This window comes from Streptomyces sp. NPDC003027 (assembly GCF_053591435.1).
The window spans coordinates 43058-63648 of record NZ_JBSFTU010000026.1; the positions used below are offsets into that span (position 1 = coordinate 43058).

General features: G+C 73.6%; 19 protein-coding genes and 2 tRNA genes. 13 read left to right on the forward strand and 8 right to left on the reverse strand.

The window, feature by feature from the left end:
• The first annotated feature begins 111 nt into the window (after positions 1-111).
• From orn to ACWDX6_RS19665, 4 genes are all read left to right on the forward strand, one after another.
• Positions 112-714, forward strand: a complete 603-nt coding sequence (gene orn / locus ACWDX6_RS19650; RefSeq protein WP_451486169.1) for an oligoribonuclease — start codon at positions 112-114, stop codon at positions 712-714.
• Positions 715-818: 104 nt separating this feature from the next.
• Positions 819-891, forward strand: a tRNA-His gene (locus tag ACWDX6_RS19655).
• A 178-nt stretch (positions 892-1069) separates the two neighbouring features.
• Positions 1070-2887, forward strand: a complete 1818-nt coding sequence (locus ACWDX6_RS19660) for a rhamnogalacturonan lyase (RefSeq protein WP_451486214.1) — start codon at positions 1070-1072, stop codon at positions 2885-2887.
• Positions 2888-3049: 162 nt separating this feature from the next.
• Positions 3050-3850 carry an alpha/beta fold hydrolase gene (locus ACWDX6_RS19665; RefSeq protein WP_451486170.1) on the forward strand — a complete coding sequence of 267 codons (801 nt, stop codon included), beginning with the start codon at positions 3050-3052 and terminating at the stop codon, positions 3848-3850.
• Positions 3851-3945: 95 nt separating this feature from the next.
• On the opposite strand, the gene ACWDX6_RS19670 is transcribed toward ACWDX6_RS19665, so the two are convergent.
• From ACWDX6_RS19670 to ACWDX6_RS19680, 3 genes are all read right to left on the reverse strand, one after another.
• Complete coding sequence (locus tag ACWDX6_RS19670) at positions 3946-5433, reverse strand: cellulose binding domain-containing protein (protein ID WP_451486171.1); 1488 nt, start codon at positions 5431-5433, stop codon at positions 3946-3948.
• A 142-nt stretch (positions 5434-5575) separates the two neighbouring features.
• A complete protein-coding gene (locus ACWDX6_RS19675; protein ID WP_451486172.1) occupies positions 5576-6988 on the reverse strand; it encodes an ATP-binding protein in 1413 nt (470 codons plus the stop codon).
• The gene (locus ACWDX6_RS19680; protein ID WP_451486173.1) at positions 6985-7695 is read right to left on the reverse strand and encodes a response regulator transcription factor; all 711 of its coding nucleotides are present in this window, start codon (positions 7693-7695) and stop codon (positions 6985-6987) included. Before ACWDX6_RS19680 ends, ACWDX6_RS19675 begins: the two co-directional genes overlap by 4 nt.
• 78 nt (positions 7696-7773) lie before the next feature.
• Here ACWDX6_RS19680 and ACWDX6_RS19685 point away from each other — a divergent pair, with 78 nt between their 5' ends.
• Entirely contained in the window at positions 7774-8328 is a 555-nt protein-coding gene (locus ACWDX6_RS19685) for a hypothetical protein (protein ID WP_451486174.1), read from the forward strand.
• A 28-nt stretch (positions 8329-8356) separates the two neighbouring features.
• On the opposite strand, the gene ACWDX6_RS19690 is transcribed toward ACWDX6_RS19685, so the two are convergent.
• Together ACWDX6_RS19690 and ACWDX6_RS19695 are read right to left on the reverse strand one after the other, a co-directional pair.
• On the reverse strand, positions 8357-9232 hold the full coding sequence (locus tag ACWDX6_RS19690) for a spermidine synthase (protein ID WP_451486175.1): 876 nt from the start codon (positions 9230-9232) through the stop codon (positions 8357-8359).
• Between the two features lie 164 nt (positions 9233-9396).
• Positions 9397-9837: a hypothetical protein gene (locus ACWDX6_RS19695; RefSeq protein ID WP_451486176.1), complete on the reverse strand. Its 441-nt coding sequence runs from the start codon at positions 9835-9837 to the stop codon at positions 9397-9399.
• Positions 9838-10062: 225 nt separating this feature from the next.
• On the opposite strand from ACWDX6_RS19695, the gene ACWDX6_RS19700 reads away from it, so the two are divergent.
• Positions 10063-11355, forward strand: coding sequence for a tetratricopeptide repeat protein (locus ACWDX6_RS19700; RefSeq protein WP_451486177.1), 1293 nt, complete (start codon positions 10063-10065; stop codon positions 11353-11355).
• A gap of 41 nt (positions 11356-11396) precedes the next feature.
• Here the strand turns inward: ACWDX6_RS19700 and ACWDX6_RS19705 are convergent, their stop codons facing one another.
• Positions 11397-11990, reverse strand: coding sequence for a histidine phosphatase family protein (locus tag ACWDX6_RS19705; RefSeq protein WP_451486178.1), 594 nt, complete (start codon positions 11988-11990; stop codon positions 11397-11399).
• Between the two features lie 271 nt (positions 11991-12261).
• Between ACWDX6_RS19705 and ACWDX6_RS19710 the strand changes: the two genes are divergently transcribed.
• Genes ACWDX6_RS19710 through ACWDX6_RS19720 form a run of 3 tightly spaced genes read left to right on the forward strand, consistent with a single transcriptional unit; the run spans position 12262 to position 16401 of the window.
• Positions 12262-13452 (forward strand): hypothetical protein, encoded by a 1191-nt coding sequence (locus ACWDX6_RS19710; protein ID WP_451486179.1) that lies wholly within the window; start codon positions 12262-12264, stop codon positions 13450-13452.
• Positions 13453-13486: 34 nt separating this feature from the next.
• A complete protein-coding gene (locus tag ACWDX6_RS19715; protein WP_451486180.1) occupies positions 13487-15076 on the forward strand; it encodes a hypothetical protein in 1590 nt (529 codons plus the stop codon).
• Entirely contained in the window at positions 15073-16401 is a 1329-nt protein-coding gene (locus ACWDX6_RS19720; protein WP_451486181.1) for an AAA family ATPase, read from the forward strand. Before ACWDX6_RS19715 ends, ACWDX6_RS19720 begins: the two co-directional genes overlap by 4 nt.
• A gap of 33 nt (positions 16402-16434) precedes the next feature.
• Here the strand turns inward: ACWDX6_RS19720 and ACWDX6_RS19725 are convergent, their stop codons facing one another.
• Complete coding sequence (locus tag ACWDX6_RS19725) at positions 16435-17052, reverse strand: peroxiredoxin-like family protein (protein WP_451486182.1); 618 nt, start codon at positions 17050-17052, stop codon at positions 16435-16437.
• Positions 17053-17129: 77 nt separating this feature from the next.
• Here ACWDX6_RS19725 and ACWDX6_RS19730 point away from each other — a divergent pair, with 77 nt between their 5' ends.
• The 4 genes from ACWDX6_RS19730 to ACWDX6_RS19745 all read left to right on the forward strand — a co-directional run bounded on the left by ACWDX6_RS19730 (position 17130) and on the right by ACWDX6_RS19745 (position 19088).
• On the forward strand, positions 17130-17744 hold the full coding sequence (locus ACWDX6_RS19730; protein WP_451486183.1) for a TetR/AcrR family transcriptional regulator: 615 nt from the start codon (positions 17130-17132) through the stop codon (positions 17742-17744).
• An 88-nt stretch (positions 17745-17832) separates the two neighbouring features.
• On the forward strand, positions 17833-18189 hold the full coding sequence (locus tag ACWDX6_RS19735; RefSeq protein ID WP_451486184.1) for a hypothetical protein: 357 nt from the start codon (positions 17833-17835) through the stop codon (positions 18187-18189).
• A gap of 199 nt (positions 18190-18388) precedes the next feature.
• Positions 18389-19024, forward strand: coding sequence for a bifunctional DNA primase/polymerase (locus tag ACWDX6_RS19740; RefSeq protein ID WP_451486185.1), 636 nt, complete (start codon positions 18389-18391; stop codon positions 19022-19024).
• A tRNA-Lys gene (locus ACWDX6_RS19745) sits at positions 19015-19088 on the forward strand. The genes ACWDX6_RS19740 and ACWDX6_RS19745 overlap by 10 nt, the downstream gene beginning before the upstream one ends.
• Before the next feature lie 159 nt (positions 19089-19247).
• Here ACWDX6_RS19745 and ACWDX6_RS19750 read toward each other — a convergent pair.
• Positions 19248-20531 carry a M6 family metalloprotease domain-containing protein gene (locus ACWDX6_RS19750; RefSeq protein ID WP_451486186.1) on the reverse strand — a complete coding sequence of 428 codons (1284 nt, stop codon included), beginning with the start codon at positions 20529-20531 and terminating at the stop codon, positions 19248-19250.
• Between the last annotated feature and the right edge of the window lie 60 nt (positions 20532-20591).

A 20591-nucleotide genomic window follows, 5' to 3' on the forward strand; every position in this document is an offset into this window, starting at 1 on the left:
CCCCGGGACACCCCCCTGGGCGCCCGTCGGCCTGTCCGGCCCCGATCCGCCGGACAGGCGCCAGGAGCCACGAGCCGGTCCGATCACGACCGACCCCATAAGGTAGGACGCATGAACGATCGCATGGTGTGGATCGACTGCGAGATGACCGGGCTCTCGCTGACGGACGACGCACTCATCGAGGTGGCCGCGCTGGTCACCGACTCGGAACTGAACGTGCTCGGCGAAGGGGTGGACATCGTGATCCGCCCGCCGGACGCGGCGCTGGAGACCATGCCGGAGATCGTGCGCCGGATGCACACGGCCTCCGGCCTCCTCGACGCCCTGCCCGGCGGCACCACCCTCGCCGACGCCGAGGCCCAGGTCCTGGCCTACGTACGCGAGCACGTCAAGGAGCCCCTCAAGGCACCGCTGTGCGGGAACTCGGTCTCCACCGACCGCGGCTTCCTCGCCCGGGACATGCCCGCTCTGGAGAGCCACCTCCACTACCGGATCGTCGATGTGTCCTCGATCAAGGAACTGGCCCGCCGCTGGTACCCGAGGGCTTACTTCAACAGTCCGGAGAAGAGCGGCAACCACCGTGCGCTCGCCGACATCCGCGAATCCATCGCCGAGCTGCGCTACTACCGCGAGGCGATCTTCGTCCCGCAGCCCGGCCCGGACTCGGACACCGCCCGGCAGATCGCCGCACGCCACGTCCTGCCCGCGGAATGAGCCCCCGCTCGCGCCCGACGTAATGCGGGCGCGAGCACCCGCCGGGACCCTGTAGACTTCTTCTCGGCCGGTCGGGGAAACCTTCGGGAAAACCGCCGGTCGTGGTGGGTATAGCTCAGCTGGTAGAGCACCTGGTTGTGGTCCAGGATGTCGCGGGTTCGAGTCCCGTTACTCACCCTGATGGCTCAAGGCCCCGGTTCTTCGGAACCGGGGCCTTGAGCGTTCTCCGGGCAACCGATCCCGGCGCGGCGGCGACTGCGAGGTACGCAACGGCTCTCTTCCCCCCGCAGGAGGACTCGTGCAGCACCCGCAACCACCCCGCCCCGCCCGTCGCCACGGCCTTCCGGTCCTGCTCATGGCCGGTGTCCTCGCCGCCGCCGGGCTCGCCGTCAGCAGCCCCGGGGCGGCGGCCGCCGCCACCGCGCGGCAGGCGGAACGGCTCGACCGGGGCGTGGTCAGCGTCCACACCGGCACCGGCAACCTCGTGAGCTGGCGCTGGCTGGGAACCGACCCGGACACCGTCGCCTTCAACGTCTACCGGGCCGGTACGAAGGTGAACGCCGCCCCCGTCACCGCCTCCACCAACTACTTCCACGCCGGCGCGCCCAGCCACGCCGACTACACCGTCCGCGCCGTCGTCGGCGGCGTGGAACAGGGCGACTCCGTCCACGCCGTCCAGTTCCGTACCGGCTACAAGGACGTGCCCCTCACTCCCCCGGCCGGCGGCACCACACCCGACGGGGTGGCGTACACCTACGAGGCCAACGACGCGTCCGTCGCCGACCTCGACGGGGACGGCGCGCTGGACTTCGTACTCAAGTGGCAGCCGACCAACGCCAAGGACAACGCGCAGTCCGGCTACACCGGCAACACCATCGTCGACGGCATCCGGCTCGACGGCACCCGGCTGTGGCGGATCGACCTCGGCCGCAACATCCGCTCCGGCGCGCACTACACCCAGTTCCAGGCGTACGACTACGACGGCGACGGCCGGGCCGAGGTCGCCATGAAGACCGCCGACGGAACGGTCGACGGGCGCGGCACGGTGATCGGCAGCGCGTCCGCCGACCACCGCAACAGCGGCGGATACGTCCTGGCCGGGCCCGAGTACCTGACCATGTTCAACGGGCTCACCGGCGCCGCGATGGGCACCACCGGCTACGTCCCCGCGCGCGGCACCGTCTCCTCCTGGGGCGACAACTACGGCAACCGGGTCGACCGGTTCCTCGCCGGAACCGCCTACCTGGACGGCGCCCGGCCCTCGCTCATCATGGCGCGCGGCTACTACACCCGGTCCGTGATCGCGGCCTGGGACTGGCGCGGCGGCCAGTTCACCCGCCGCTGGACCTTCGACTCGTCGAGTTCCGCGAACGCCGGAAAGGGATTCGACGGGCAGGGCTCGCACAGCCTGTCCGTCGGTGACGTCGACGGCGACGGCAAGGACGAGATCGTCTACGGGTCGATGGCCGTGGACGACAACGGCAACGGCCTGTGGACCACCAGGAAGGGCCACGGCGACGCCCAGCACCTCGGCGACCTCGACCCGTCGACGCCGGGCCTGGAGTACTTCAAGGTGTCGGAGTCGTCCTCCCAGCCCTCCGAGCTCTACATCAACCCGGCGAACGGCACGATCCGCTGGCAGCTGGCGGCCTGCTGCGACAACGGGCGCGGGCTCGCCGGGGACATCTGGGCGGGCAACGACGGCGCGGAGGTGTGGTCCTCGTCCGACACCTCGATACGGGACGGGGCCGGGGCGGCCAAGGGGCGCGAGCCCTCCTCGGCGAACTTCCTGAACTGGTGGGACGGCGACACCACCCGCGAGCTGCTCGACGGCACCCGGATCGACAAGTACGGCACGGGGGGTGAGACCCGGCTTCTCACCGGCGCCTCGGTCGCCTCCAACAACAGTACGAAGGCGACTCCGGCGCTCTCCGGTGACATCCTCGGCGACTGGCGCGAGGAGGTCGTGTGGCGTACGGCGGACAACCGTGCGCTGCGGATCTACTCCACCCCGCACGAGACCGGTACGAGGATCACGACCCTGCTGCACGACACGATGTACCGCACGGGGCTGGCCTGGCAGAACACCGCCTACAACCAGCCCCCGCACCCGAGCTTCCACCTGGGCGCCGGTATGCGGACCGCCCCGCGTCCGCTGATCACGACCCCGTAAGGACAGGAGAGGCCGGTCGGGGGCGGGTTCGCCCCCGGCCAGGCGCCGTCGAGTCCGAAGCTCACGAACCGCCCGGCGGGACGGACGTGTTGTGACATCCTGACGCCATTATTTTCGTAACGCTCGCTACAGATGCGTACCACAGATGCGGGGGGCCTCTCCATGACCACGTCCAGGACGACATCCGTGACGGCTGCCGGGGCGGGCGACGCGGCCGGCCGCGCGCTGCTGCTGGCCCACGGCTCCGGCGGGGGCATCGAGTCCAACTACGGCCCGATCCGGCAGGAGCTGGCCGCGGGCGGCCGCCGGGTCGTCGGATTCGACCTGCCCGGGACGGGCGCCGCGCCGCGCGCCACGGCCCCGCTGGAGCTGGACGCGCTCGCCGACGGACTGGTGGCCGCCGCCGACGCGGCGGGCGTCGAGCGTTTCGCCGTCTGCGGCTACTCCCTGGGGACGACGATCGCGATACGGGCGGCGGTCCGGCACCCGGAGCGGGTCGCGGCCCTCGTCCTGACCGCGCCGTTCGCCTACGCCGACCACGCCCTGCGGCAGACGTCGCTGCTCTGGCGGGACCTCGCGGACAGCGGCCGGCACACGTGGGTGGCCCGTCTCCTCGTCCCCCTGGTGTTCAGCCCGGCCATGCTCGATCCGATGACACCGGAGGTCGTGGAGGGCGTCGTCCGGCTGACGGGCGAGTCGATCCCGGCGGGGACGCCCGAGCACGCGGACCTGGTGGCCCGGGCGGACGTCCGGGACGACCTGGCCCGGGTGGCCGTGCCCACCCTGGTCATCTCGACGACCGAGGACCGGCTCGTCGCACCCGCCCTGCACCGGGCGGTCGCCGACGGTATCCCGGGCGCACGCCTGACCGAACTGGCAACCGGACACGCGCCGTTCGCCGAGAGCCCGGCGGTGTGGGGAAAGCTGATCGGCGAGTTCCTGACCGAGGTGGAGGCGGGCTGACGGGAGCGTCATGAGGGGATGCGCGCCCCGGCCGGTGGTGGGGTGGATCGGCCGGGGCGCGCGGTGTGGGGGGGCGTGGTGGTCGTGGTCGGCCCTCAGTTGTAGGCGGAGAACGCCCTGGTGAAGGCCAGCGGCTGCTGGAGGATCGAGGAGCAGGTGGCGTCGGCGTGGTTCACGGCGCCGGCCGCGCACTGCTTGTCGCGGGTCGAGGACCACATCGACAGCCAGCCGATGCCCTTGGACTTCGCGAAGTCGACCAGCTGGGTGGCGTCCTCGACCGTGAAGATCTCGGTCGTGACGTCGTTGACGCCGATCATCGGGGTGACGGCGACGGTCTTCCAGGCAGCCGTGTCGGAGAGGCCGAGGACGCCCTTGATCTGGGCCTGGGTGGCGGTCGCGGCCTGGATCGCGTACTGGCCCATGTCGCCGCTGTAGGCCGGTCCGTAGTCCATCGCCATGATGTTGACGGCGTCGACCCGGACACCGTTCCTCCGCGCGTCGGCGAGCAGGTCGACGCCCGGCTGGGTGAGGCCCTCGGGCATGACGGGCAGGGTGAAGGAGACGTTCAGGCCGGGGTGGGACTTCTGGAGCTGGGCGATGGCCTGGGAGCGGCGGGTGTTGGCGGCGGTGTCCGGCAGGGCCGCGCCCTCGATGTCGAAGTCCACCTTGGTCAACTTGTACCGGTCGACGACCTTGCCGTAGGCGGCGGCGAGATCGCTGGCGGTCGCACAGTTGAGGGCGAGCTCATGGCCTGCGGCGCCGCCGAAGGAGACCCGGACGTCGCCGCCCTTGGCCCGCAGGGCGCCGATCTGGGCCGCGACCTTGTCGTCGGCGAGGCCGGTGACCCCGCCCCACAGCGGGGCGCAGGTGCCGCCGGAGGTGACGAAGGCGAGGTTGAACTCCTTCACACCCGTGGCGGCGGCGGTGGCGAGCAGGTCGTACGCCGGGTGGAGGGAGGTGTCGACGTACGGCGCGAACGTCGCGGCGGTGCCGGGAGACCCGGTGGCGCTCGCGGTGGGCTTCGGGGACGCGGTCGGGGTGGCAGGCCGGCTCGGCGTGGCCGACGCGGTGGGGGTCGCGGAGGACGTCGGAGCGGCGGTGGCCGTGGGCTGCCCGGTGGGGCGGCCGCTCGGGGTCGGGGTGGCGCCGCCGACCGAGCAGGCGGCCTTGTTGATCAGGCAGTCGGCGGGGTCGCCGGCCTCTCCGGCGGCCGACGTCACGAAGCCGACGGTGACGGACTGGCCGGGGGCCAGCCGCTTGTTCCAGCTCGCGGGCTTCACGGTGACGTGACGGCCGGAGACGGTGTGCTCGCCGTTCCAGAGCGAGCCGACGGTCGTCCCGGCGGGCAGGTCGAACTCCAGCGTCCAGTCCGACTGGGCCGTGGAGGTCTCGTTGGTGATGACGTACTGGCCGGTGTAACCGCCGGTCCAGGAGCTGGTCCTGGTGTAGGCGGCGCCGACGGCCGCCGCCTGGGCGGTGCCGGTGAACGCGAGGACCGCGCCGCCGATCACCGCCGCCGCGACGACCGCGCCGACGGCCTTGGTCCTGCCGCTCGCCCTGCGCCGGTGCGAACTGGTGCCCATCGCGTGCCTGCCTCTGTCTGCCGGGGGTGGGGGTGGGTGCGGCAGCACGCTAGCGAGGGAGAAACCGACAAATACGTACGAGGAGTGCGGGGTTCAGGATTCTTAGGCTCGGCTTAAGGGAGCCATCGGGAGGGCGAAAGGTTCAGCCCTCCGAGGCCCTGCGGACGCCCGGCCCGCCCCGTTTGCGGCGGCCGTCCCGCTGTCCGCGCCGCCCTCCCGTACCGCCCGACCGCCTGCCGCCGAGCCCGATCCAGACGCGGACCTCGGTGCCGCCGAGGACCGAGTGGCCGATGCGGACGTCCCCACCGGTGGACTCGGCCATCCGGCGCACGATGTCCAGACCGAGGCCGGTGGAACCGTCACGATGGCCGCTGTTGCCCCGGGCCAGTGCGGCCGCCGGGTCGGCGATGCCGGGCCCGGCGTCGGAGACCAGGACGATGACGGCGTCGTCGCCGTTGTGCACGTCCACGGAGAAGGCGGTGCCCTCGGGGGTGTGGCGGAAGACGTTGCCGAGCAACGCGTCCAGGGCGGCGACGAGTTCGGGGCGGGCGACCGGGATCCGCACCGGCCGTTCGACGCCCGCCACCCGTACCTTGCGGTCCTCGTCCTCGGCGAGCGCGGACCAGAACTCCATCCGCTCCCGTACGACTTCGGAGGCGTCGCACCCGGTGCCGGGCCCGGCCGCCCGCGTCTGCGGCTTGGCGTCCCTGGCCGTGCGGATGATGGTGTCGACCTCACGCTCCAGCTGCTCGACGGCGGCCCTGGTCTGATCGGCGGCCGGACCAGAGCCGAGCGAGGCCGCGTTGAGCCGGAGCACGGTCAGCGGGGTGCGCAGCCGGTGGGAGAGGTCGGCGGCCAGCTCACGCTCGTTGGCGAGCAGCTGGACGACCTGGTCGGCCATGGAGTTGAAGGCGATCGCGGCCGACTTGAGCTCCGGCGGCCCCTCCTCCGGGACGCGGGCGCCGAGCCTCCCCTCGCCCAGGTCGTGGGCGGCCCCGGCGAGCCGCTGGGCGGGCCGGACCATCCGTACGCCGAGCCGGTCGGCGACGGCGACCGAGCCGACGATCAGCGCGATGCCGACCCCGGCCAGGACCAGCCAGGCGGTGGCGACACCGTTCGACACCTCGCCCTCGGGCACGAAGAGTTCCACGATCGCCACCTGGCCCGAGCTCAGGGCGGTGGGCTGGAGCAGCGCCGAGCCGCCCGGGACCTCGGCGATGGTGGCCCGCCCCAGCTTCCGGGTGGTCCGCAGGTCCTCCTCGCTCGCCCGGCGCGTCCCGATCTCCAGGGCCTCACCGCCGGGCTCGTCGGCGGCCGGGACGTGGACGGCCATGCGCCCGGCGGCCCCGTCCTCGGTGGTGGCGACGGCCCGGTCCAGCTCCTCGCGGTCGGTGGTGATCGCGAGGACCGGAGCGAGTCCGGCGGCGCGCCGCTCGGCGTTGGAGAAGGCGCGGTCGCTGGCCATCTCCCTGACGACGAGCCCGAGGGGTACGGCGAAGGCGACGACGACCATGGCGGTGACGGCCAGCGCCACCTTGACGAGCGCCCATCTCACGGCTGGGTCTCCCGGGGCGGCTCCAGCTTCACGCCCACTCCGCGCAGTGTGTGCAGATAGCGGGGCCGGGCGGCCGTCTCGCCCAACTTACGCCGGAGCCATGACAAATGTACGTCGATGGTCTGGTCGTCCCCGTAGGACTGCTGCCACACCTCGGCCAGCAGCTCCTTGCGGGGCACGACGACCCCCGGCCGGCCGGCGAGGAAGGCCAGCAGGTCGAACTCCCGCCTCGTCAGGTCGAGCGAGGCCCCGTCGAGCTCCGCCTGGCGCCGCAGCGGGTCGACCGAGAGACCGCCGACCCGGATCACCCGGGACGGCGGCGCGTCTCCGGCGGCGGCCCGCGACCGGCGCAGCACGGCGGCCATCCGCGCGGAGAGGTGCTCCACCGAGAAGGGCTTGGTGAGGTAGTCGTCCGCGCCGTCGTTGAGGAGCCGGACGATCTCCGTCTCGTCGTCCCGCGCCGTCGCGATGATCACCGGTACGTCGGTGATCCCGCGCAGCATCTTCAGCGCCTCGGACCCGTCGAGATCGGGCAGTCCGAGGTCCAGGACGACCACGTCGAACCGGAAATGGGCGACCTCGCGCAGCGCCTCCAGGGCCGTGCCGACGCTCCGTACGGTGTGGGATTCCGCAGGCAGCGCAGTCAGGTGCCGGATGAGGGCGGAGCGCACGAACTGGTCGTCCTCGACCACGAGCACACTTGCCATGGCCCGCACCGTACGCCATACGGGGGAACGGCCGGGAGGCTCCACCCTCCGGTGGACCGGTGCGCGCGGTGGTGCAGTATGGCCCGGATGCGTAGAGGACTTGTTCACGCCCTGGCGTGGTCGCTCGCCACGGGCGCGGCGGTCACGCTCTCGTGGTGGGGCGTGCACTCGGTACTGTCCGGCACGGCCTACGACCCGCCGCGCGCCCTGCCCATCCCGGCCGGCAGCACCGGGACACCGCCCGCCGGGGCGGGTGACCCGCTCGCCTCCTCCACCCGGCGCCCCAGCACGCCCCCGGCCTCCCCGAGCGCCGAGCCGCGCACGAGCGACAGGCCGACGAAGACCCCGGTGCCGACACCGTCACGCGAGCCGGACGCGTCGAAGCCCGGCACGGAGCGGAGCCCGGACGGCGGCAGCGTGAAGAGCTACGCCGTGGACGGCGGCCGGGTCGTCTTCGACCTCGGCCCCACCTCGGCCGAGCTGGTCTCGGCGACCCCCGCGTCGGGCTGGCAGATGCAGGTCTGGAAGCAGCCGACCTGGATCCGGGTGACGTTCACCAGGGACGGCCGCGAGCTGTCGGTCTTCTGCGTCTGGCACGACACGGCGCCACGGGTGGAGATCGAGGACCGGTAGGGATCGCGGTCGGCCCGGTGGGCGGGGTCTAGCGGAACGCGGACGCCGGCGGTACGGGAGAGGGCCTGGCGCTGGCGTCGGTGACCGGGGACGCGCCGCCGGTGAAGTCGGCGAGCGCCCTGCCGTGTTCGACCCGCCCGGGGTGCGGGTCGGTCGCCACGCGCCGGGTCAGCTCGGCGACGGGGAGCTCGCGGTCGGAGGCGAGCAGCACGGCGTTCCCGAAGCGGCGGCCGCGCAGCACGGTCGGGTCGGCGGTCAGCGCCAGTTCCGGGAAGACGGTGGCGGCGGTCGCGATCTGGCCGCGCAGGTGGGTCAGCGGCGGCCCGTCGGCGAGGTTGGCGGCGTACAGACCGCCGGGCTTCAGGACCCGGCGGACCTCGGCGAGGAACTCCGTACTGGTCAGATGCGCGGGGGTGCGGGCGCCGCTGAACACGTCCGCGATGATCAGGTCGGCCCATCCGTCCTGCACCTTGGAGAGCCCGGCCCGGGCGTCGGTGGAGCGGACCCGGACGCGGGCGGCCGCGTCGAGGGGCAGTTCGCGGCGGACCAGCTGGACCAGTGGACCGTCGAGCTCGACGATCTGCTGGGTGGAGCGGGGCCGGGTGGCGGCGATGTAGCGGGCGAGCGTGAAGGCTCCGCCGCCGAGGTGCACGGCCTGGACGGGCCGGTTCGGCGGGGCCGCGAGGTCGGCGATGTGGCCGAGGCGCCGCTGGTATTCGAAGGAGAGATGGGCCGGGTCGTCGAGATCGACGTGCGACTGCGGTGCGCCGTCGATCAGCAGCGTCCAGCCGCGCGGCCGCTCCCGGTCGGGTATGAGTTCGGCGAGCCCGCCGTCGACGGTCTCGACGACGGCGACGGCGCCCGCCACCCGTCCTCGCTGCTTGTTCCTGGCCACACCCCCCATTATCGGCACTCGCGGAGAACGGCTGCTCGCGGGAGGCTGGGGGCGAGAGGCTCGGGGCGCGGGGCCGCGGGACGGGGATCGTCGAGCTGGGCCGGAGGGCAGAGCCCGGCCTCGGTGCGGGATCGCGTGGCGCAGGAGCGTCGGCCACGTTTCACCCGTCGCCCTCAGCGGCAGCCGTCGGCCGCCTCGATCAGGCGGGCCGCCTGGCCCAGGGCCTCGCGGAGCACCGCCGGATCCGTGACCTGGCCCCCGTCGCCGGGGGGCAGCAGCCAGCCCGCGGGGCGCGGGGCGCCGCCGGCGGCCGGCTCGGGGAGCTCCGGCAGCTCGGGGACGCGAAAGCCGCGGCCCGAGGTCTGCGTACAGGCGCTGCCCGGCATGTCCCAGGCCTCGGCCGTACCGGGCGGGACCAGGAAGCCGAGGGTGTGGCAGGCCCCGTCGTGCACCACCGGGCCGACCACCGGAGCACCGCACCGGCGCAGGATGTCGACGGCCTCCAGCCCCTGCCGCACGGGCACGGTCACCAGGTCGCAGGCCTCGCCGTGCGGGGTGCCGGCTTCCGGGGTGGGTGCGTGCCGCTCGGTCGACCGCGATCCGATCTCCATCATGGGGACCCCTCCTCGCTCCTGAGAGGACACGTTCCGTCTCTCCGCATGGTTCAACGCCCGTGCGCGTCAACGGCTACGGCGGCACGCCGCCGCAAAGGATGGCAGTTCATGGCAGATCGCGAGCGAGATATCCGATTTGTAGCCAAACTCAGCGTGTCCGCCCCGTCACAGCGGGTACGTTCTTGCCCCGCCGGAACACCGGCAGCACCAGGAGAGGGCTCGGCCATGGCGATGTCACGGGCAGTTCCCAATCTCGCCTTCCGCAGGCTCCGCGGGCAGCAGTCGCCGGCGGAGTTCGCCGCCGCCGTCCGCCGGGCCGCGCGGGAGATCGGCGAGCAGGTCGCCTGCGACGCCCGGTACATCGGACGCGTGGAGGCGGGCGAGATCCGCTGCCCCAACTACGCGTACGAACGGGTGTTCCTGCACATGTTCCCCGGTCTGGGCCTGGCGGACCTGGGCTTCTCGGCGCGGGAGACGGTACGCGGCCGACGACGGTCCGCCGTCGCGGCCCAAGCACCGCTCGTACCCGCCATCACGACCCGGAACGATGAGGAGAGCGACGTGCTGCGTCGCGCATTCATGACGAGCGGCACCGCCACCGTGGCGGCCGCCTCGCTGGGGCTGGGCGGCACGGCCGCCGCGATCCCCGCCCCTCGCGCAACCCACAGGATCGGCGAGACAGAGGTGCGGGCCGTCGAGGAAGCAGTCCGGCGGATCCGGCTGCTCGACGACCGGCACGGCGCCGAGGGGCTCTACAAGGCGGCCGCCCAGCCGCTGCGAGCGGCGTACGCCCTGCTCGACGCGGGCACCGCCACCCGCCGCTCCACCGAGGACCGGCTGCACGCCGGCGCCGGCGAACTGGCCATCTCCGTCGGCTGGCTGGCCCACGACTCCGGCCGCCTCGACGACGCCCGCTCCCACTACGCCGAGGCCCTCGCCACCGCGCGCGTGGCCGGTGATCCGGCCCTGGAGGCGCACGCGTTCTGCAACACGTCGTTCCTGGCCAGGGACGCGGGCCGGTACCGCGAGGCGGTCCGGACGGCACAGGCCGGGCTGCGCGCGGCGCAGCCGCTCAACTCCGCCCGGCTGCTCTCGCTGCTCACCCTGCGGGAGGCGGGAGCGTGGGCCGGGCTCGGTGACCGGGCCGCCTGTGAACAGGCCCTCGGCCGCGCCCACGGCCTCTTCGCCCGGGGCCCCGTCGACAGCGACCCGGAGTGGATGTCCTTCTTCGGGGAGCCGGAGCTGGAGGCGCTGGAGGCCCAGTGCTGGTCGGCGCTGGGGGACTGGGGCCGCGCGGCCCGCCACGCCCACCGCGCGACGGTCCTGCAGAATCCCCACTTCGCCCGCAACCTCGCCCTCTACCGCGCCCAACTGGCGAGCGACCTCGCCCACGCGGGCCGCCGGGAGGAGGCGGCGGCGGAGGCGAAACGCGTGGTGGACGCGTTGGGCGAGGTCCAGTCGTCCCGCATCCGCCGCATGCTGGCGGCGACACAGCGGGTCCTGGCGACGACCTCCTGACTCCGGCCGGCTCCCGTCCCGGCGGCGGCCGGGCACAGGCCCTACTCCAGGTGGCCCGTGTCGTTCCAGCGCTCCACCGCGGGCGCGCCGTAGGCCCAGCCCAGGACCGACAGACTGGTCGGGTCCAGACGGATGCGGGAGCCGAAGGAGATGTCCTCGCCCAGCCAGCGCGCGCCGATCGTCCGCAGGATGTGGCCGTGCGCGAAGACGAGCACGTCCCGGTCCGCCGACCGCGCCCACTCCACGACCTCGTCGGCGCGGGCCGCGACCTGCTCCCGGGTCTCCCCCTCGGGAACGCCGTCGCGCCAGAGCAGCCAGCCCGGGGCGAGGTCCTGGATCTGGGCCGGGGTCAGGCCCTCGTACGCGCCGTAGTCCCACTCCATCAGCGCGTCCCACTCCCGCGCACGCTCACCGAAGCCGGCGATGTCGCAGGTCTCACGCGCGCGTGCCAGCGGGCTGGTGCGTATCTCCAGCTCCGGCAGGCCGCGCCACGGCGCCCTGTGCAGCCGTTCACCGAGCAGCTTCGCGCCGCGCCGGCCCTCGTCGAGCAGGGGGATGTCCGTCCTGCCGGTGTGGCGTCCGAGCAGCGACCATTCGGTCTGGCCGTGCCGGGCGAGCAGGATGCGCGGTGCCATGAAGGCTCTCCCTGGGGTACTCCGGGTTCACAACGGGTGCTCCCCCATCATCGCCCACGTGAACACCGGGCAACGCCCGTCGCTCCCGCGCCCGCGACGTGACTCACGGGCCGGGCGCTCCGCCCCGGGCGGGCCGGGTGCTTCCTCCCCACCACAGACCGGGGTACTTCCTCGCCAGGCAGACCGGGGGTGCTTCAAATCCCCCCGGCGGACCGGGTGCTTTCTCCCGGGCCGGCCCCACTTGTCAGTGGCGGATGCGAGACTTCCGCGGGTGAGCGAATCCCTGGGCAGCGGAGCCCCTCGGCCTCCGCAGACGACACTCCGGCATGGGGCCTCCCCCGCTCCGGCGAAGCCGAGAGCGTGGGAAAGGCTCGCCGAGCTTCGCGGACCGGCCGCCGTGCCGCATCCGCTGGATGCGCGGGCGCTGGCGGCGCTGGCCGCCAACCCCGGCTGCCGGCGGCGCGCCCTGCTCGACGGCGCCGGGGTCGACAAGGGCGCGCTGGCGTCGAAGCTCGGTGCGCCGGCGGCGTTCGGCCAGTCGCAGTTCGCGTTCATGCGGGGCAACGCCTTCGAGGCGAAGGTCAAGGCGGACGGCGGCCGCGAGCTGCTGCGGCTGCTCGGGATCGACGAGCCCGGGACGGTGCGGGTGCCGGATCTGGCGGCGGCCGGGCCCGAGGGGCGGGCGGCCCGCACGGCGCTCGCGCTGCGCGAGGCGACCGGGGCCGGCGGGTGGGCGCTGCTCGACCATCCGATGCTGGCTCTGGAGGTGGCGGGCTCCCCCGCCTATCTCGAGCCGGACGCGGTCGTGGTCCACCCCGACGGGCGGTGGACGGTCGTCGAGATCAAGTCCTTCCCGATGATCGACGGTTCGGCGGACGCCTCGAAGGTCGGCGCGGCCGCCCGGCAGGCGGCGGTGTACGTCCTGGCCCTGGAGCGGGTGGCGGCGCTGACGCGGGGCGCGGCGGTGGCGCAGTCGGTGCTGCTGGTCTGCCCGAAGGACTTCTCCAATCTGCCGACCGCCTCGGTGGTGGACGTACGCAAGCAGCTGTCGGTGACCCGCCGCCAGCTGGCCCGGCTGACCCGGGTGGAGGAGATCGCGGACACCCTCCCGGAGGGGGTCACCTTCGATGTGGACGGGTGCTCGGCGGAGCAGCTGGCGCAGGCCGTGGAGGCCGTGCCGCACGCCTACGCGCCGGAGTGTCTGTCCGCCTGCGAGCTGGCCTTCCACTGCCGGGAGCAGGCGCGCCTGGCGGGCGCGGTGGAGGCCCTCGGCCGGTCGGTACGCGGTGAGCTGGGCGGGCTGACCACGATCGGGGAGGTCCTCGCGGCGGCCCGGGGTGAGGCGGGCGACCCGGACGATCCGACCGTGGAGGCGGTCCGCCGGGCGGCGGCGCTTCGGGCGGAGGCGCTGGCGTGCGCCCCCGCCCGGGCCCCGAGGGAGGCCGTCGAATGCCCCTGCTGACCACGCACCCGCGCGCCACCGGAGAGGCCCCCGCATGTCGCTGATCTCCACCCTCGCCCGTCTGGAGGCCGTCGAGTCGGGGCGGGCCCAGCCGCTGGCCACCGTCCGGCACCGGCATCTGTCCGACCGGCCCCTCGTCCTCGTTCCGCTGACCACGGCGGGCGAGGCGGGCGCCCCGCTCGGGGCCCTGGTCGGGACCGACCGCGAGGAGCCGCGTCTGCTCGTGGTGGCGCAGCCGCGCGACCGTGACCTGCGGTTCGCGTTCCTCGCGGAGCTGGCCGGGGAGGTCCTGCCGTACATCGACTCGTTCACCGGCGCGGTCGAGGCGGCGGAGCGGAACGAGACGGACCCGGAGACCGGCAAGAAGGTGAAGGTCGAGGTCGAGCTGTGCGCGGACGCGCCGCAGCTGATCGTGCCGAGCCGGGCGGGCGTCGAGTACGTACGGCTGCTCGGGCGGTCGATGCGGTTCCGGCGGACGGCCGAGCAGGATCCGGAGACGCCGTTCCCGGCGCCGCCGCGCGTACCGCTGCTCGGCCGCTGGCTGACGCACTTCGGGGAGCGGGCCCGTGTGCCGGGCTCCTCGCTGCTGCTGTCGGCGACGGATCTGCTGAACCGGCACTGGGCGACGGGCCAGTCCTCCCTCGAGGACCAGCATCTCGGGGCGCTGCTGGCCTGGATCGATCCGGCGGAGGGTGAGTCGGGGGCCGAGGCGGCGCTCCGTGCCGAGCTCGGCCGGGACCGCGACGGGCAGCTGCTCTGCCCACCGGCCGGCCCGGCGACGGACCCGGCCTTCGACAACCGGCTGCTCGCACCGGCGATCGAGCGTTTCGACCGGGCCCGGCAGGCGCTGGCGTCGGCCGAGGACGGGGAGAGCGCCGACGAGCGGCTCGGTGAACTGCACCGTGCGGAGCGGGAGATCCGCCGGCTGATCGAGTCCCAGCTGAAGCCGACCTGGGAGGCGGTGTGGCGGTCGCTCGACCTGCTGCGGGAGCTGCCGCAGGGGGCGCGGGTGGCGGACCGCTGGACGCGCGACCGCTGGTCCTTCACCGGCCATCGCGACCGGGTCGTGGCCGGCGAACCGCCGCAGCCGCGCGGCGACGACGCGGTGACGGCGGCCCAGAAGCTGGCGGCGCGCGAGTCCGCGCAGGCGCAGCTGGAGGCGCAGGAGGCCCTGGACGATCCGCTGGTGCTGGCCGGGCGGCGGCTCGCGGGCGAGGCGTTCGTCGCCGAGGTGGTGGAGGTGACGATGGCCTGGTCGGAGTCGAAGCGGCCTTCGCCGCGCCCGCTGCTGACGGTCCGCACGGACGACCGGCCGCATCTCGGGGACCGGATGAAGGTGTACCGCTCGTTGGAGGGCAAGCCGCAGACGGCCGAGTTCGTACGGTACGAGGAGGACGGCTCACTGGTGCTGCGCGTCACCGACCGGATGGGGCGGTCCAAGGAACCGGCGGAGGGGTCGGTGCCGGAGAAGGGCGAGCGGATCGCCTGGACGCTGTTCGAGCACGATCAACGGGTGGGCGCGAAGCTGCCGGACCCGGAGGAGACGCCCTGGACGCACGGCGGACCGCCGCGCTCCGACGCCGCCGAACTGCCCGACGCCGTGACCGTGGAGGACGTGCTGTGACCTTCGACCCTTCCGCCGAGGCCGCCCGGGCGACGGACGGCATCCTGGCCGACACCCTGCGCGGCAGCGCCCGCGGCGTCGTCGTGGACTCCCCACCGGGCGCGGGCAAGTCGACGCTCGTGGTGCGCGCCGCGCTGGAACTGGCCGCGGCGGGGCGGCCGTTGATGGTCGTCGCGCAGACGAACGCGCAGGTGGACGATCTGGTGCTGCGGCTCGCGGAGAAGCAGCCGGATCTTCCGGTGGGCCGGCTGCACTCCAACGACAGCGACCCCTACGACAAGGCGCTCGACGATCTGGAGAACGTACGGAAGTCGTCCAAGGCGGGCGATCTGGCCGGTCTGGACGTGGTCGTCTCGACGGCCGCGAAGTGGGCGCATGTGAAGAACGTCGAGCCGTGGGCGCACGCGATCGTGGACGAGGCGTACCAGATGCGTTCGGACGCGCTGCTCGCGGTGGCGGGGCTCTTCGAGCGGGCGCTGTTCGTCGGCGACCCGGGGCAGTTGGATCCCTTCTCGGTGGTCGGCGCGGAGCAGTGGGCGGGGCTTTCGTACGACCCCTCCGCCAGCGCGGTGTCCACGCTCCTGGCGCACAATCCGGAGCTGCCGCAGCACCGGCTGCCGGTGTCGTGGCGGCTTCCGGCGTCGGCGGCGCCGCTGGTGTCCGACGCGTTCTATCCGTACACGCCGTTCCGCAGCGGTACGGGCCACGGGGAGCGGCGGCTGACGTTCGGGGTGGCCTCGGACGGCTCGGGCCCGGACCGGGTCCTGGACGAGGCGGCCGCGTCGGGGTGGGGTCTGCTCGAACTGCCGGCCCGGCACACCCCGCGCACGGACCCGGAGGCGGTACGCGCGGTGGCGCTGGTGGTGCGCCGGCTCCTGGACCGGGGTGGCGCCGCCGTCTCGGAGCGGGACCCCGACCCGGTGCCGCTGACCGCCGACCGGATCGCGGTCGGCACGGCCCACCGCGACCAGGCGGCGGCGGTACGGGCGGCGCTGGCGGAGCTGGGTGTCGTGGGCGTGACCGTGGACACCGCGAACCGCCTCCAGGGCCGGGAGTACGACGTGACGGTCGTCCTCCACCCCCTGTCGGGCCGCCCGGACGCCACGGCCTTCCACCTGGAGACGGGCCGCCTGTGCGTCCTGGCCTCCCGCCACCGCCACGCCTGCGTCGTGGTCTGCCGCGCGGGCGTCGCGGACCTCCTCGACGAACACCCGTCGACGGAGCCGGTCCAGCTGGGCGTGACGGTGAAGTTCCCGGACGGCTGGGAGGCGAACCACGCGGTCCTCTCACACCTCGCGGAGCACCGGATCGCCTGGAGCCCCTGACCGCCGCTCCGGGCACCGGATCGCCTGGAGCCCCTAGTGCCCGGCCGGTCCGGAGGCCGGCACGGGCGAGGCGGCGGTCGCGGCGGTCGCGGCGGTCGCGGCGAGGGTGAGGAGTTCGTCCACGGACCATTGGTCGTCGACGTGTTCGCCGTACTTCGCGGCGAGGATCCGGCCGTCGCCGCCGATCAGGAAGTCGGCGGGGAGGCCGAGCCGTCCGCCGTTCGGGCGGAGTACGGGCGGCTTCTCGCGGCCGCGCAGCATTCCCCAGGTGCCGAGGAGAACGGCCCGGGCCATCGGCCACCACGCCCGTGGCGAGAGCAGGGCCCGGGGCGCGGACTCCACCCCGAACGCGGTGTAGAGCAGCTTGTCCGGGTCGGCGACGACCGGGAACGGCAGGCCGTCCAGGTGCGGCCGCAGTTCCCCGGACGGTGAGTGGAAGACGACGACCTCGCGGATGCCGGCCGTCTCGATCTCCTCGTGCCGCCGCACCACCGACCGCAGGTGCAGATGACAGACGGGGCAGCCGGCGAAGCGCCGGAACTGAAGGTGGATGAGCCGGTCGGGGTCCGGGACGGCCACCGGCGGGCCGAGGAGCGGGTCGAGCCTGCGGACGGGGGCGACGGAACCGGGCCGCAGCAGTCCTCCGGGCATGCGCATCGGGCACCTCTCTCGTAGGCGTACGGCGTACTCCTAACAGCGTAGGCGTAAGACGTACGCTGTCAACCGTCATGCCACGCCCGCGTTCACTCACCCAGGACCAGGTCGCCGCCGCCGCACTCGCCGTCATCGACCGCGACGGGCTCGCCGGCCTCTCGATGCGCACCGTCGCCAAGGAGCTCGGCCTCAGCACGATGGGGCTCTACCGGTACGTCGCCGACCGCGACGAGCTGGAGGGGCTCGTCGTCGAGCGGGTGCTGAGCTCCGTCGACCCCACCCCGCCCGCCGCGGACGGCCCATGGCGCGAGCGGGTCGAGACCATGGTCCGGCGGCTGCGCGACAGCGTGCGCGCCCATCCCGCCGCCGTCCCGCTGACCGTCACCCACCGGCACCGGCTTCCGGGACTGCTGCGCTGGTCCGAGACGGTCCTCGGCCTCCTCGCCGAGGCGGGCGTCGAGGGCGAGCGGCGGGTCGTCGCCCTGCGAGGGCTGCTGTCGTACGTCGTCGGGGCGATCCAGCTCGAACACCTGGGATCGCTGTCCGGCGCGGGCACGGTGGTCATCTCCGAGCTGCCCCAGGACCGCTTCCCGTACATGGCGGAGGCCGGTCGCCGTGCGCGTTGGATCGACGCCGACCGCGAGTTCTTCGGCGGGCTCGCGGTGTATCTGCGGGGCCTGGACGGCTGACGGGCCCGCGCCCCCTTGCGCGAGGCGGGACAATGGAAGGTGACGGCCCGGGTGTCCGGGCCGTGTGTGTGCGAGGAGGAGAAGGACGATGGCGGAATCCGCGGAGCGGAACGGGCAGCGGCGGCTCCGGCCCGCACCGCTGATCTTCGAGCCTGCCGAGGCGACCGCCGACCCCGAGCACTTCTTCGACCTGGAGTCGATGGACGACCCCCGCGAGCTGCTGAGCCGGGCGACCGAGCTGACGCTGGCCTTCCGCGCGGCGACGGACCGGGCGATCGAGTTCCAGGCGATCGCGGCGGCCCAGCTGACGGACCCGCGGCGGTTCGACCGGCTGACGCCGGCGGACGTCGCCGAGCGGGCGGAGTGGACCGAGGACTACGCCCGCAAGATGATCGACTTCGGCCGGGATCTGATCCGTCAGGGCGACCACGCACCGGAGGGCTGAGCCGGAGTCTTCGGCGGGGCCGCGCGCCGTGGCCCGAGGCCAGAGGGCGGCCTTCCCTCCCCGGCATGCCTCGCGGACGCGCCTCCGCCACCACCCGGGGGCATATGCCGGGGCGAAAGATACTCCTCCGCTCCCCTCCCTGTCCGGGTTTTCGGCAACTCTGGGAAACGGCGTGGTCACTCCCGGTAGATCTGGCTCCATGAGCGCATGGCTGCGAGACGACTCCCCGACCGACCGGTCCGACATCTTCCGGTTCCTCCGCGAGCAGGACGAGGGGCGGCACCACACCGCCCACGTCACGCCCGACGGAGCCGGCTGGCTCGCCTCCGCCGCCTCCTACCCGCGCTCCACGCTCGCGCTCTGGGAGGCCCGGCCCACCGCCCCCGCCGTCCTGCCCTGCGGGACCGTCTTCGACGTCGTGAACGTGGACACGATCTTCGGGCGGCGGATGCTCGACCGGCTCTGGTCGGAGGGCCCCGGCACCGGCCCTGTCGCCCTCCACCGGGGCCGGATGCTGCTCTTCGCCGCCCCGGGGACCGCCCAGCGGTTACCGGCCCTGCTCGACTGGGAGGAGTGGGACGACGCCGTGCCCCCGCCGCTCTGCCACGGCACCGGTGACGCCGTGACCATCCCCCCGCTCACCCCGCTCCAGGCCGCCGGCCCCCGCTGGGTCGTCGCCCCGGACACCCGCCACCCGTGGCTCCCGGGGCCCGAGGTCATGCTGTGGGCCTGCGTCCGGGCGGTCCGCGCCGCCTCCGCCGCCGACGTGCGGATATCGATTTTTCCTCCCGCCGATCAGGGTGCTAAGGTCTACGACGTCAGCAGGCGCCGCTAGCTCAGTTGGTTAGAGCAGCTGACTCTTAATCAGCGGGTCCGGGGTTCGAGTCCCTGGCGGCGCACAGACGGGAAAAGCCCCTCGCGGAAGCGAGGGGCTTTTTCGTGCGCCGCGCGGCCCCGCGTCCCGTGTCCGCACGCGCGCGGCCGCCCGCAACCCGCGCCCCGTCCCGCGTCCGCACGCGCGCCCCCGTGTGCCCCCCTTCGGCGAGAGCCCCCGCGCCTCAGGTGCGGCCCTCCTCCACCGTCACCTTCACCGTCCACACGCCCGCCCGGGTCCGGTCCGCCACCTCCACCCGCGTCCCGTCCTCCGGCACCGTGAACGTCTCCCCGACCGCCAGCGGCGCGTCCGCCAGCGGCGGGTACACCGAGCGGTCCCAGCACGCCTCGGACTGCGGGTGGGTGTCCACGACCTCGATCGGCCCGTTCCCGGACGCCGCCTCGTTCCGTACGCGGTAGATCAGCACACCCTCCTTACAGGTCTCCTCGTCGTTGCCGGTCGCCGCGCGGGCCTCGATCGCCAGGGCGGTGCCGGGGCCGGTCCGTACGACCGCAAGCCGGGTGCCGAGCGTGGCGCCCGCCACCGGCGCGGCCGCCAGCGGCTCCAGGCTGAGCAGCCGGGAGCCCGGCCCCTGGACGCAGGCCACCTGGCGCCGCTCCAGCCAGCCCAGCTTCCACTTGTGCCAGCCGAAGAGGTCCGGCGCGAGGCCGAACTGGCTGCCCATGACATCCCAGTCCCCCACATGGGTGTCCCAGTCGCCTTTGCCGTCCGTCGGCCGGTGGTAGAGGTCGGGCAGGTCGAAGACGTGCCCGGTCTCGTGGGCCAGCACGTTGCGGTCCGGCGGATGCCGCTCGAAGACCGTGACGACCCGCTTGATGTCCGTACCGTCGACGGTCAGCGGACGGTCGAGGTTGACGACCTTCGTGGCATCGGAGTCCACACCCGGCGCGTCGGGGTCCGCGACGAGATAGACGATGTCGTACCGCGAGAAGTCGACCTTCTCGTTCGCCGCCGCGATCGCGTCGCGCAGATACTGCGTGCGCCGGCCCGTGTCCCAGTCACGCTGTATCTCGTAGGCGGTGGAGGCCCGTGGCATGGCGATCCACTCGCGCTGCGGGTGGGCGCGCAGCGTGAACCGGCCGTACGAGGCGCGCCGGAAGAAGTCGGTGGTGCCCGGGAAGTAGTCGGCGACCAGTGCGTCGGTGCCGGTCAGCGGGGTGGAGTCCGGGAACGACAGGAAGATCATGACCGCGTCGAGGGTGCGGGTGGGCTGGGGGTAGGAGCCGTTCCAGGTGTCCAGGCCCAGGGAGTGGTGGGCCGCGGTACGGGGCAGGGCGCACGGGCCCGCGGAGGGGGCGCCCACGGCGGGGCCCGCCACCAGACCGGTCGCGGCGAGCGCCACGAGTGAGGTGAAGGCCGCCGCCGAGGCACGCAGCGACGGCCGCTCCACTCCCTCGGGTGTCTGCTGACCCCTCACATGGACCTCCGGCTGCGGAATGCGGGACACCTCACCCACCTTGTGATGATTTGCGGCATTTCGCACTATTCCGCTGCCCCAGTCGAGTGA